The following is a 12327-nucleotide window of genomic DNA, read 5'->3' as shown; positions in this document are numbered from 1 at the left end:
CGACAGGCCGTGAGCAATCGGTAGCGGGCCCGGCGAGAGTGCGGGCGCCGGGGGCGAGGGCTCGGCAGGTTGTGTCGTGAGTCTGGCGGTAGAGGTGCGCGGCCTGGTCAAGACTTACGGCCGGGTGCGGGTGCTGGACGAGGTCGACCTACAGATTCCGGCGGGCACGGTGATGGCACTGCTCGGACCCAACGGCGCGGGCAAAACGACGACGGTGCGCATCGTGACCACCCTGCTGCGGCCCTGTGCCGGATCGGTGCGGGTGGCGGGCATCGACGTCTTGCGCGATCCGGCGACCGCGCGGCGGCGCATCGGGCTGTCCGGTCAGTACGCGGCGGTCGATGCCAACCTGACCGGATACGAGAATCTGCGCATGGTGGCGCGGCTGTACGGAATGTCGCAGCGGCAGGCCACCTCTCGTGCGGCGGAGTTGCTGAGCACCTTCGGCCTGGACCATGCGGCGCACCGTCGCGCGGGTACCTATTCCGGCGGTATGGCGCGGCGGCTCGACCTCGCCGGCGCATTGGTGGCGCGGCCCGCGGTGGTGGTGCTGGACGAGCCGACCACCGGCCTGGATCCGCGTGGCCGTCTCGATATGTGGCGCGTCATCGGCGATCTCGTCGACGACGGCACCACGGTGTTGCTCACCACCCAGTATCTGGAAGAGGCCGACCAACTCGCCGACCGCATCACGGTCATCGATCGCGGGCGGGTCATCGCCAAGGGTTCGGCCGATGAGCTGAAGACCTCTATCGGCGGCGACCGGCTCACCGTCACGCTGGCCCCGGGCCAGGACGTGCTGCCGGCGCTGACGATCCTCGCGCAGGTCGGTATCGGTGAGCCGACCCACGATCTGGGCGCGGACGAAGTCTCCATCGTCGTCGCCGACGGCTCCCGCACCATGGTCGAAGCGCTGCGCAGGCTCGACGACGCCGGGGTGTGCGTGGTCGACGCCGGCGTGCACCGGCCCAGTCTCGACGATGTATTCCTGTCCCTCACCGGCACCGCCGCGCACGAACTCGAGCCGGAAATCGACGATGTACAAGAGGAGATCTTGTCTTGATGAGCACCGCAGTCGCGCGCGCCGAAGCGGAATCGACCGCGAAAACCGAATCCCCACCGGAGATTCGGCAGCCACACGTCCGGATCATCCGGGACAGTGCCATCGTGGCGTACCGGAATCTGCTGACCATCCTGCGGGTCCCGACCCTGCTGGTGACCGCGACGATCCAGCCGCTGATGTTCGTCTTCCTGTTCGCCTACATCTTCGGCGCGTCACTCGGCGGCGGCCAGTATCGCGAATTCCTGCTCGCCGGAATCTTCACCCAGACAGTCGCTTTCAACGCCGCCTTCACCACGGTCGGCCTGGCGGGTGATCTGGAGAAGGGCATCATCGACCGGATGCGGACGTTGCCGATGTCGCGGCTGGCGGTGCTGATGGGGCGCACACTCTCGGATCTGGCGGTGAATATCCTGAGCCTGGCCGTCATGGTCGGTTGCGGGTATATCGTCGGCTGGCGCATCAACGGCGGGATCGTCGATGCCGTACTGGCATTCGCGATAATTCTGCTGTTCGCGTTCGCTATGTCCTGGGTCGGGGCTATTACCGGCCTGTTTTCACCCACCGTCGAAGTCGCCCAGAGCGCGGGCCTGATCTGGCTGTTTCCGTTGACGTTCATCTCCTCGGCCTTCATCTCGGCGGAATCGCTGCCCGGTCCGCTGCGCACGGTCGCCGAATGGAACCCCATCACCGCGGTCTCCGCCGCCGGACGCAAGCTCTTCGACAACGGCGCACCCCCGAGCTTCGGCACCCCAACCGGTTGGCCCGCCGACCACTGCATCGCCTACGCGGTGGCGTGTTCTCTCGCCATCCTGGTGGTGGTCGTGCCGTTGGCATTGCTGCGCTACCGCAAGGTCGCCAGTAAGTAGTGCGCGCGTGGCGGTTCGCCGGCGTCAACGTAGATCGAGGACTGCCTTGCCGTGCAGGCGGCGGGAGAGGAGCGCGTCTATCGCATCGGCTGCCTGTGTCCAGTCGCCGCGCCAGGAGATGTTGGGGTCCAGGTTTCCCGCGGCGACTTGGGTGGCGAGCCAGTGCAGGTCCGGGCTCAGATTCGGGCACGACAGCAGGAAGAAGGTGACGATCGAGCGGTTGTCGCGGCCTTGATCGCCGAAGAGTGCGCCGAATGGGAACGTCTCGTCCTGACCCGCGGAGTGGCCGAGCGCGACCAGCGTGCCGCCTTCGGACAGGCGCTGATAGGCGTCGACCAACTGACGACCGCCGACCATATCCACCACTCCGTCAACCGGAGTCCGCAGTGCCGCGGGCTCGGCGATGACTTCGGCCGCCCCCAGTGCCTCCAGGCTCGCACCATGGGCGGCTGGATTTCCGGTAGCCGCGATGACGTGCGCGCCGCCCATCCGCGCGAGCTGGACCGCATACCGTCCGACGCCGCCCGCGGCACCGGTGACCAGCACTCGCCGACCCAGAATCGGTCCGAGCCGATGCAACGCCCGCAATGCGCTCGCACCCGCTACCGGAATGGTGCTGATCGCACCCGGGTCCGCGTGGGCGGGGACGGCGCTGATCAGGTCGGTATCGACCGCGCGCAGTTCCGCCCATGCCCCGTCCGCACCCAGCGTCACCACCAGCGTGCCGACCGCCGGACCCGATCCATCGGCGGCGGCGCGTTCCACGATTCCGGCCGCATCCCATCCGAGAACCGCGCCGTCGGGGGCATCGGCCAGCCCGAACCGGACCTCCCCGTAGTTGAGCGAGGTTGCCGTCACTCGGATCAGCGCCTGATTCGGGGTTGGTCGCGGGTCGGGAACCCGATCGATCCGCAAACCGGACGGAGCGGAATGGTCGACAACCAATGCGCGCATGGCACAACGCCTTTCGAGCAGAGAACGGGGTAGTGGGTCACCGCGATGGGCGATGAGACCTAATTTGCCACTGAGTGGCAAAAGCTGTCAAATGGCAATAGCCGCTAATCGGCAATAGTTCGGTAGGCTGGCGACCATGGCTGATGCTGCGACCGACCGGCTGCCGCTGCGCGAGCGCAAAAAACTGCGGACCAGGCAGGCACTGATCGACACCGCACTCGACCTGTTCACCGAACGCGGATTCGACAACACCACCCTCGACGAACTCTGCGATGCCGTCGACGTCTCCAAGCGCACGTTCTTCCGCACCTTCACCAGCAAAGAAGACGTCGCCATGGCGCCGCTGCAGGACCTATGGGGGGCTTTCCTCGCCGACCTGTCCACCCGTCGGCCCGGCAGCGGCACCCTGCTGCACGTCTTGCAGGAAACCTTGTGCGTGGCACTGGACCAGATGCCGAGCGACGGCTGGGCCGACCGCGCCATCCGCAGCCATCGACTCGCCCAGAGCACTCCCTCGATGGCCGCACACAACCTGCAATTCTGCGACCGAACCGTCCGCGAAGCCCTCGCTCTCCTGACCGCCCGCTTCGCCCTCGACCCCGCCGATCACCGCCCCCGACTAGTCCTCGACATCCTCATCGCCGCATTCCATCGTGCCCTCGACACCTGGAGCTCCCGCTCCGACCCCATCGACACCCTCACCCTCACAACAGATCTCCGCGCTGCCTTCGCAGCCATCCCCAGCGCCCTCACCCTGACCCCGAAACCCCGGCGTTCTCTCTGAATCTTCGCTCCTGCGGAAATCCGTTGCCCGCCACGGGTGCTCGGGTACGAGAAAGGCCGCCCGCACCAGTTGGTGCAAGCGGCCTTCTGTTGTCTTCGGAAACCCTGCCGGAACTAAACCCGACGCCGCGTCTTGAGCAGATCCAGCCGCTCCTTCAGCAGCTCCTCCAGCTCTTCCTTGCTGCGACGCTCCAGCAGCATGTCCCAGTGGGTGCGCGGCGGCTTGACCTTCTTGGTCTCCTGGGTGGTGCCCTCCATGAGGGTGCCCTCCTGGCCGTTACGGCAGAGCCAGGTCGGGGGGATCTCGGCGTCGTCGGCGAAGGGGACGTCGAACTCCTCGCCGTTATCGGTCCGGTACCGAGCAATCCGTCGCGGGGCCAGGTCGTGGTCGCGATCGGTTTCGTAGCTCACCGCTCCGAGCCGACTGCCCCGGAGTACGCGATCTGCCATGGTGTGCCTCTCCCTGTGTGCTCGAGTCTTGTTGCGCCGCGACCGCGTCCTTCATCGGTCACTACCGGATGAACGCGTGACGCTCGCTGGACCTTAGATGTAACGATCGTGCCTGCGCCAATAGTTCCCCATCGGCGTACTGGCGAACCGTTCCATTGTAGTCGGTGTCCCGGCCACCTTCCGCCACGCCCACGCCGCGCCGATAAACCGGGGTCGCGAGTCCCATTCGGTCGGCACAACCATTAGGGTTCTGCGTCATGTCGCGCCGCTTGCTGTCCTGCTGCCTGTGGTGTGGGCGGGAGATCGTCGAATCGGAGGCCGGACGTCGTCGCCGGTACTGCCGTCAGTCCTGTCGTCAACGCGCCTACGAACACCGCAACAGCTTGAAGGGAACCGGAATTCCGGCGGATTCGGTGGTGCTGAGCGCCCAGGAGGCGGCCGATCTGGCCGACCGCTGGTTCGCCGCCCGCTGCGCCGCCGAGGACGTCGCCACCGCCATCGGTGAAGGCGCCGACACCCAAGAGTTGAAGGCGTTGAGCGCCACACTGTTGACCCTCACCCGCGAGGCAGAACGGCTGCGGTGAGCGTCGACCGCTAGCCGAGCCTGCGCTCTTCGATCGACGTGCTCAGGTTCGTCCCGTTGAGATCCAGGTACAGCAGTCGCTCGGTAATCGATACCGTGACCGTGTTGCGGCGTTCGATCGCGGCTACCGCGGAATCGATGAAGTCGCGATCGAAGCTGTACAGCGGAATCGCTTCGGCACGGTGGATCCGCTTACCGCTGAGCTGTGCGAGCACCTTGGCCGGGTCGCGATGGGTGTAGATGGCAACGCGCTCAGCCGATTTGCTGCCGCGGTGCACGCGATCGGCATCGGGTGCACCGATCTCGATCCAGGCGGTGAGCCGTCCGGTGAGATCGCGCACCAGCACCGCGGGCTCGTCGGTGGACGACACACCGCCGTCGCTGAAGGCGATGCCGTCCTCGTACTCGAGGCAGTAGGCGAGCAGTCGCGTCAGCATGAACTCGGCGGTTTCGGATGGGTGGCGCGCAACCCGCAACTCCAACTCCTGATAGACACCACGGTCGACATCGGCGAGTTGGACGGCGAAGTTGTGCAGTGTTGCGCTTAGGGCCATAGGAGCAGGAGCTTAGTGAACGCCGCTACTACCCGTGGGGGTGCGTGCCTGCAGCGAACAGTCGCACGGCACTCGGGGCGTTGCGGCCGTTGGCGCGCGCCCGCCAGTAGACGCCGAGGGTCAGTAGAGCAACCATCCAGATGAGCACACCGAAGGCGAACAGCGTCCGACCGTCCGGATGCACCAGCGACTGGGCCCGCATCGCCTGCCAGAACACGATCGCGAGCAGCCCGGCATAACCCGATGCGAGCACACCGATCAACGCGGCGCGTGTGCGTTCGGCCCGCAGCCACGGGTAGCGCGGCGCCAGCCAGGTCAGTGCGACAACAGCGAGCAGCAAGACCTGAATGGCGTGCAGGCCGAGGAAATGCGGAATTCGCAGATCGCCGCCGATGGTGCTCCAGTGCGTGATCGGCATGCCGCCGACACCGTCACGCGCGTCCAGCGACGGATTGTCCAGGACGGTATGTCCGGCCACCAACTCGACCACATTGCCGTCGGCGTCGCGTACCAACTGTTTCCCGGTGAACCCCATCAGGTACCCGAGCGCCATCCCGACGACGGCGAGCCCGAGTCCGGCGTGAATGGCCCGAGCGGTCGGCCGGTCCACGAGCCGCTGCCACGAAAGGATCAGCACGATAACGAGATTCGCGAAGAACAAGCCGGGCACGCCGGACGCGAACACCATCTGACCGATCGAATTCACCGCATCGGCCTCGCTGTTGAAATGGCTGTAGGTCCCACGCGCGGCCTGCACCACAATGAACCCGACGTCCACGAATCCGGTGATCGCGAACACCGTTCCCATCCACCAGGTGACCCGACTCCCCTTGTGCGGCAACGACAGCAGCCATGCCAGGGTGATTCCGTAGAGCACGAATGCGAGCCCGAACTTGAACGGTTTGAGCCATACGGATTCGTCGAGCAGCGTCCGGTCGTCGAACACCATGCCACCGACCGAGAACACGACGAGCGCACCCATCGTGGCCACCATCCACAACAGCGGGCGATGGAGGCGTCTGCCGCCCGGCAGGTCCGGTACGACGGCGGTGCGGCGGTGGCGCGCGGAATCACCACGGGCGGAAAGGGTATCGATCGTCGGCATGATCCGACGGTAGGAATCGACGACGCCCGGCCACGTCCCGCTGCAGCGCCATTCGCGGGTAATACCGAGGTACTAGAAAATCGACCACCGGACGCACACGCAATTCCCTCATCGAATCGCGAATGCGCCGGTGGCCGAATCGAACGCGGAGCGGCGGGTCCGCTTACTCCGGGGCGAAACCGACGGCGATACCGCGCGCGCCGAGCCAGGGCATCGGATCGATCGGTGCGCCGTTGCCCGAGTGGATTTCGTAGTGCAGGTGCGGGCCGGTGGAGAAGCCACGGTTGCCGACGGTGGCGATGACATCGCCCGCGCGCACCTGCTGACCGACGGTGGCGAGAATATCGTTCACGTGGCCGTAGATGCCGATGGTGCCGTCATCCTGCTGCACCCGCACCCACAGGCCGAAGCCGGAGGCCGGGCCCGCCTCGATGACGGTGCCGTCGGTGACCGCGGCGATCGGGGTCCCGATGGCGTCGGCGAAATCGAGGCCGGCGTGCAGCGCACCCCAGCGCATGCCGAAGTTGGATGTCAGCACGCCCTCGATCGGACGAACGGTGCGCGGTCTGGCCGCCTCGGTGGCGATGCGGTTCTGCTCCCAGATCACGGCCTCGGGAACGGTCTGCGGTATCTGGGCCTCGCGCGGGGTGAACGCGGTGAAGGCGACGGCGCCACTGGTCCGGTCGGCCGACTGGTCTGTCTTCCCGGCCAGTGCGTCGGGTTCCACGGCGGCCATGACGCCGAGTGAGGCGCTGACGACGGCGGCCGCGGCAACCACGCGGGTTGCGGCGCGGTTGCGGCGTGCGCGGGTCGCGCCGAGACGATAAGGTAACGGTACGGTCACGGGCATGGCTAGAACGTACGGGACGCCCATGTGGGTTCCGTAATCCTGTGCCAACCGTCACAGATCGGCAAAAGCCCAGTTGATTGGTTACATCTCGATAACGACACGGTGTGTATGCATTGCCGACCTGGCGTGATGCCGTATTGCGCGGAGTTGACCGGCAAGCCTCCGGTCGACCACACTGTTTCAGTGGCGACTAATGGAGTTCAGGCCATCGAGGCGCTCGCGGACCCGACCCGCCGGGCCATTTTCGAGGCATTGCCGACCGCGCCGCTGTCGGTCGGCGATCTCGCGAAACTCGTCGGCGTCACCAGCTCGGCGGCCTCCCAGCATCTGCGTGTACTGCGCGAGGCTCGGCTGGTGATGATGCGTCCGGACGGCAATCGGCGGCTGTACTTCCTGGATCCGCGCGGACTGGGCGATGCGCGCGACTATCTCGAGCAGTTCTGGCCCAGCGCGTTGGCGGCCTATGCGGCGGCTTTGAGCAACGCGCGCGCCGAGGGCAACTCCTGAATGCTGGCGGTCAACCCACGCGGCGATACGCCGTTCGCGCGCGATTGTTTCCGTTGGCAGGCCACGCCCGCTTGGCGAGTTGCTTATCAACCGCGCTGATCACCTCGGTGACGCCGATTCGCAGTAATCCGGGATCGGGCGTATCGGCCATCGGATCGCCGAGCTGACCGGCCCACAGCACCGCATGCCTGCCGAGGAGATGCGGTGGCGGCCCACCCCAGCGCGGCGGTGTCGGTCCGAACAGCAATACGGTGCGGGTTCCGAAGGCGGTGGCCAGATGCGCGACGCCGGTATCACCGGAGATCACGAGCGCCGCCTCGGCGACAGTAGCGGCGAGTTCGATGAGGTTCTGCTCGCCCGCGAGCACCCGGCCACCCGGTAGGCCCGCGCGGGCGGCGATATTCAGGGCGATATCGCGCTCGGATTCGTCACCGGTGAGCACTACCTCGCGACCGAGCACCAGCAGATGACGCACCACCGCGGCGAACCGGTCCGGCGGCCAGCGGCGCGCCGGTGCGCCCGCTCCCACGTGCACCACGACGCAATCGCGGCGACTGGTGGTCGCGACCGGCGGGACGAGTCCGAGATTGCGGCGATCGGCCACGACGCCGTCGGATTCGAGCAGATGGCACCAGCGCTCGACATGATGCATATCCGTTTGCCATTCCGGGCCCTCCAGCTCGGGAAAGGCGGGATTTCGGTAGGAGAGGATGCGTCCGGGATCGGTCTTGGTGAGTGCGACGATGCTCTCGGCGCTCGGGCCGTGCAGATTCACCGCCAGTGCGGGTTCGGGAGCGTCCCAGCGCAGGTCGCTGAGGTCGGAGGTGGGGATCATGGAGTCGACGGAGGCGATGAGGTCGACGATCGGCTTCAGGCGATGCGGAGCGGCGAGGACGATCTGATCGTGCGGTTTCGCCCGTCGCAGCGCGCGCAACGCGGGAACCGCGGTGAGCAGATCACCGAGGCCACGTGCCTGCAGCACGAGAACAACCGCCACCCTCTTCTCCTAGCCACCCGAGACTCGCGAACCCGACCCACCCGCTTCACCCCATGGATGCACACGACGAGAGCCACTTAGGGATGACTACCCGAGCCCCCTCGGCGATAAACGTGAGCGAGTAGCTCGTTATCGAGCCCACTGTCCGAGTCGGTGGACTAACCTCGGCGATGGCGGCCAACTACCACCAAGGAGCGTTCCTATGACCTCCCGACTCAACCCGTACATCAGTTTTTCCGACTCGGCGCGCACCGCGTTGGAGTTCTATCGAGATGTATTCGACGGCACGCTGGCCATGCAGACCTTCGGGGATATGGGGGATAAGGACGCGCCCGGCGCGGATCTGATCATGCACGGCATGCTGGAAACGCCGAGCGGGTTCACGCTGATGGCTTCGGATACCCCGCCAGGTATGGAGTACAAACCGGGAAGCAGCATTTCGATCAGTCTCAGCGGTGACGACGCCGATGAGCTGCGCGGCTACTGGGACAAGCTGTGTGCCGGTGGCACCGTGACCGTGCCGTTGGAGAAGCAGATGTGGGGCGACGAATTCGGTATGTGCCTGGACCGCTTCGGCATCGCGTGGATGGTGAATATCGCGGCACCCGCCTAGGGCGCGGCCGTTCGAAGCGTTCGAGCAAATATCCAGAAAACCGCTGGCGCGAGGCCTAGCATCATGTTATGACGACAAACAGCGTGCTAGAGGGTCCTCTGCAGTCGCTTGCGCGCAGTGCGTGGCAAACGGTGCTGGTCACCGGCATCCTGTCGGTGATCCTCGGTGTGATGATCCTGGTCTGGCCCGATGTGACACTGGTGGCCGCAGGCATCATCTTCGGCATCTATCTGGTGGTGAGTGGCTTCCTGCAGTTGGTGGCCGCATTCGGCACGCACACCAGCACTGGAATCCGGGTGCTCGCGTTCATCAGCGGTGTGTTGTCGATCATTATCGGTATCTTCTGCTTCCGTGACGAGTTGGCCTCGATTCTGTTGCTCGGCCTGTGGATCGGTATCGGCTGGCTGTTCCGTGGTGTCGCGCTGCTGATGGCGGCGATCTCGGAGCCCGCGCTGCCGGGTCGAGGCTGGGAGGCCTTCTTCGGAATCCTCACCGCGATCGGTGGTGTGGTGCTGATCGTGTGGCCGGTCGCGTCGGTGGCGACGCTGGCATTGGTCGCCGGGTGGTGGCTGATCATCCTGGGCATCATGGAAGTCGTCACCTCGTTCGGTGTCCGTAAGGACGCGAAGAAGCTCGCCGAGATCTGAGATCTCCGACTCCCTGCGGCCGTCGCTTACTGCGGCGGCCGCAGGCGTTTTCTGCTGGGGGACTGATGTTTTCGTTGTGGCGGCGCGGCTCGGGGCTTTCGATGTATGCCACGATATGAGGATGCCGAAGACACTGCCCACGCTGGATGTGTCCGCGCCGATCTGCTGCGCGCCGGTGGCGGCGGCGCCGGTCGACGATCGGGTCGCGCTGGAAGTGGCGTTGCGGTTGAAGGCGCTGGCGGATCCGGTGCGAGTGAAGTTGATGTCGCTACTGCTGGCCGAGCGCGACGGCACGGTCAATATCCAGAGTTGGCCGCCGCGGTGGCGCTGGCAGAGTCGACGGTGAGCCATCATCTGGGACAGTTGCGCGCCGCCGGTCTGGTGGAATCGGTACGTCAGGGGATGGCCGTGCAGCATGCGGCGCGCCGGGATGCGTTGTCCGTCTTGTGTTTCGTACTCGACCCGGAGTGCTGCCGCTAGCAGGAATCGGCCGCGGTAGTTGGCCTGCCGCGGTCTGCGGGGCACACTCGAGATATCGACGTTCGGTGCTCTGATCGAATGCGGGGGTGCGGACCGGATGCGGATTCGACCGAGGCAACAGCTACTTCAACTGTGGCGCACGGTACTCGACCGCTGCTATCGGGACCAACAGTGGCATTGGGGCGGCCGGGACGGCGCCAATTCGATCAGCGATGCCGAACAGCTGCTCTATCTGCTGTATCCGGCGACCGAGATTTCCGCCCGCACACCGGACCGAACCGGCGATATGGCTCCCGACGTCGCGGCGGTGCTCGCTCCGCGCGGACGCAACATCGTGATGGTGCGTGGTGTTGGTCTTCTGCGCATCCGATAAGGGCGGCGCCGGACGGTCGGTGACCGGCGTCAATATCGCCTACCGGCTGTCCGTGTCCGGGCATGACGTCGCCTATGTGGATTTCGATTTCGGGTCACCGCTTGCCGGTGCTTTATTCGAAGTCGGGAAAGCCGAGTGCGGCGTGGCGGACGGCGGCGTGCACTCCTACCTGCTCGGCGAGTGCGGAACCGCGGCCCGCATCGACATCGGCGCTGCCAGTGATCGAACGGGACTGCGGCGCGCCGGTCCGCGCGCGGGGCGGTTGGTGCTGGTGCCCGGAGATGAAGGTGGCGCCGGATTCGTCATCTGCGACTCCGCGGTGGTGCGGCGATGCGCGGAACTGTTGGTGGCGCTGGATCGGGAGTTCCGCGTCGTATTCGTCGACCTCAGCGCGGGTCGCTGCGCGGCACTGGAGATTGCGCTGCGGGCGGCCGCGCTGCCACCGTTGCGCCGAAGTACGATGCGCTGGTTGGTCTTTCACCGTTGGAGTCGGCAGCATGTCCTGGCGGCCGCCGGATTGGTGCACGGTCGGCACGGACTGCTGCAAGCCGGCGCCGAATGCGGGCATGATCCGGATGAGCTACTCGGCTCGATTCGCTATGTGCGCACGGCCGTCTCCGGTGGTGCAGAGCACCAGGCAGGTCGGCACCCGGCACAGGCGGCATGGCTGCAGGAACAGGATGCCGCACTGCGTAGGTTGGCCACGGCCAACCGGCTCGGCGCATCAGCGGTGCTCGGCGCCGTCCCATGGGAGCCGGTATTGCATTGGCGCGAACAGATCATTCTCGACGCCGACGTGCACGCCCGCATCGCCAATGATGCGACCGCGCACGCCTACACCGAGCTGGCGCGCCGTCTCGTCGACAGCCCCACTTGGGAGAGGTTCTGGTAGGACTTTGTCAGGCCGGGAATGTTGCGTGGCATCGTGGGCAGGTGCCGATCCAGATGGCAAGTGCACGTTGGGTTTTGCGGATGATGCCGTGGGTTCACCTGCGTCGGTGGGTCATTCGGTCAGCAGTCGGCCCTCGGGCAGGCTGCCGTCGGGGTTGCGGGTGATGTGGCGGCTGGCGGGCCGGATTCGGCGCGCCGTGAGCTCATGACGGCGGTGGAATGTCGGACCCGGACTTGGTGCCGTGGCGCCAGATCACCGGAATCAGAGCGGTACGTGCGGCGGTGGTGACACCGATCGGTTCCCGCCACCACTGCGGGGGTGCCTGCGAGTATGTCGATCTCCTGAAGCTCAGTTTGCCCTCCCGGAAGTAGGTCCACGAGAACTCGTCATCCCGGCCGTACAGCGCGGCGCGGGCGCGATGGGCCTTGGGACGAGATCGCCGATGAGCCCCGCAAAGGTTGTGGATCTAGATGTGGCCGACCACCGCGGCAGATGCAGACGTTCGCGAGATCGACTGCTGGCTAACGTTTGTGCCTGATCGAACGCGTGGGTCGCGGTATAGGACGTTCTGAGCCGCAGCAGTCTCGGGCTGTGTGATCGTGAGCGGGTT

At 66.0% G+C, this 12327-nt stretch carries 15 protein-coding genes and 1 pseudogene; 10 read left to right on the top strand and 6 right to left on the bottom strand.

Features of this window, described 5'->3' with window-relative positions; translation table 11 throughout:
• Nucleotides 1-76 precede the first annotated feature (76 nt).
• Nucleotides 77-1063: a daunorubicin resistance protein DrrA family ABC transporter ATP-binding protein gene (locus tag ON44_RS17590; protein ID WP_040691378.1), complete on the top strand. Its 987-nt coding sequence runs from the start codon at nt 77-79 to the stop codon at nt 1061-1063.
• Between the two features lie 83 nt (nt 1064-1146).
• Nucleotides 1147-1929, top strand: a complete 783-nt coding sequence (locus ON44_RS17585) for an ABC transporter permease (RefSeq protein WP_040691426.1) — start codon at nt 1147-1149, stop codon at nt 1927-1929.
• Nucleotides 1930-1953: 24 nt separating this feature from the next.
• Here ON44_RS17585 and ON44_RS17580 read toward each other — a convergent pair whose 3' ends face one another.
• Nucleotides 1954-2883 carry a zinc-binding dehydrogenase gene (locus ON44_RS17580; protein ID WP_040691375.1) on the bottom strand — a complete coding sequence of 310 codons (930 nt, stop codon included), beginning with the start codon at nt 2881-2883 and terminating at the stop codon, nt 1954-1956.
• Between the two features lie 136 nt (nt 2884-3019).
• On the opposite strand from ON44_RS17580, the gene ON44_RS17575 reads away from it, so the two are divergent.
• A complete protein-coding gene (locus tag ON44_RS17575; RefSeq protein WP_040691373.1) occupies nt 3020-3667 on the top strand; it encodes a TetR family transcriptional regulator in 648 nt (215 codons plus the stop codon).
• Nucleotides 3668-3780: 113 nt separating this feature from the next.
• Here ON44_RS17575 and ON44_RS17570 read toward each other — a convergent pair whose 3' ends face one another.
• Nucleotides 3781-4116, bottom strand: coding sequence for an RNA polymerase-binding protein RbpA (locus ON44_RS17570; protein WP_040691372.1), 336 nt, complete (start codon nt 4114-4116; stop codon nt 3781-3783).
• A gap of 257 nt (nt 4117-4373) precedes the next feature.
• Here ON44_RS17570 and ON44_RS17565 point away from each other — a divergent pair, with 257 nt between their 5' ends.
• Nucleotides 4374-4700 carry a hypothetical protein gene (locus ON44_RS17565; protein WP_040691371.1) on the top strand — a complete coding sequence of 109 codons (327 nt, stop codon included), beginning with the start codon at nt 4374-4376 and terminating at the stop codon, nt 4698-4700.
• Nucleotides 4701-4710: 10 nt separating this feature from the next.
• Here the strand turns inward: ON44_RS17565 and ON44_RS17560 are convergent, their stop codons facing one another.
• The 3 genes from ON44_RS17560 to ON44_RS17550 all read right to left on the bottom strand — a co-directional run bounded on the left by ON44_RS17560 (nt 4711) and on the right by ON44_RS17550 (nt 7208).
• Entirely contained in the window at nt 4711-5253 is a 543-nt protein-coding gene (locus tag ON44_RS17560) for a YaeQ family protein (RefSeq protein ID WP_040691369.1), read from the bottom strand.
• 28 nt (nt 5254-5281) lie between these two features.
• The gene (locus ON44_RS17555) at nt 5282-6358 is read right to left on the bottom strand and encodes a hypothetical protein (RefSeq protein WP_083897945.1); all 1077 of its coding nucleotides are present in this window, start codon (nt 6356-6358) and stop codon (nt 5282-5284) included.
• Between the two features lie 163 nt (nt 6359-6521).
• A complete protein-coding gene (locus ON44_RS17550; protein ID WP_040691424.1) occupies nt 6522-7208 on the bottom strand; it encodes a M23 family metallopeptidase in 687 nt (228 codons plus the stop codon).
• 183 nt (nt 7209-7391) lie between these two features.
• On the opposite strand from ON44_RS17550, the gene ON44_RS17545 reads away from it, so the two are divergent.
• Entirely contained in the window at nt 7392-7715 is a 324-nt protein-coding gene (locus ON44_RS17545; protein ID WP_040691422.1) for an ArsR/SmtB family transcription factor, read from the top strand.
• 10 nt (nt 7716-7725) lie between these two features.
• Here ON44_RS17545 and ON44_RS17540 read toward each other — a convergent pair whose 3' ends face one another.
• Nucleotides 7726-8712, bottom strand: coding sequence for a glycosyltransferase family 9 protein (locus tag ON44_RS17540; protein ID WP_040691368.1), 987 nt, complete (start codon nt 8710-8712; stop codon nt 7726-7728).
• A gap of 202 nt (nt 8713-8914) precedes the next feature.
• Here ON44_RS17540 and ON44_RS17535 point away from each other — a divergent pair, with 202 nt between their 5' ends.
• The 5 genes and pseudogenes from ON44_RS17535 (at nt 8915) to ON44_RS17515 (ending at nt 11717) form a co-directional block, all read left to right on the top strand.
• Nucleotides 8915-9325, top strand: a complete 411-nt coding sequence (locus ON44_RS17535; protein ID WP_040691367.1) for a VOC family protein — start codon at nt 8915-8917, stop codon at nt 9323-9325.
• A gap of 68 nt (nt 9326-9393) precedes the next feature.
• A complete protein-coding gene (locus ON44_RS17530; RefSeq protein ID WP_040691366.1) occupies nt 9394-9972 on the top strand; it encodes an HdeD family acid-resistance protein in 579 nt (192 codons plus the stop codon).
• Between the two features lie 121 nt (nt 9973-10093).
• Nucleotides 10094-10452, top strand: a pseudogene (locus ON44_RS17525) (Rv2640c family ArsR-like transcriptional regulator).
• Between the two features lie 97 nt (nt 10453-10549).
• Nucleotides 10550-10825, top strand: coding sequence for a hypothetical protein (locus ON44_RS17520; protein WP_157187203.1), 276 nt, complete (start codon nt 10550-10552; stop codon nt 10823-10825).
• Nucleotides 10797-11717 (top strand): SCO2523 family variant P-loop protein, encoded by a 921-nt coding sequence (locus ON44_RS17515; protein WP_245567207.1) that lies wholly within the window; start codon nt 10797-10799, stop codon nt 11715-11717. Before ON44_RS17520 ends, ON44_RS17515 begins: the two co-directional genes overlap by 29 nt.
• Nucleotides 11718-12327 lie beyond the last annotated feature (610 nt).

The sequence above is a fragment of the Nocardia vinacea NBRC 16497 genome, from assembly GCF_000308835.1.
Classification (GTDB): Bacteria; Actinomycetota; Actinomycetes; order Mycobacteriales; family Mycobacteriaceae; genus Nocardia; species Nocardia vinacea.
This window is presented reverse-complemented; position numbering and strand designations above follow the sequence as displayed.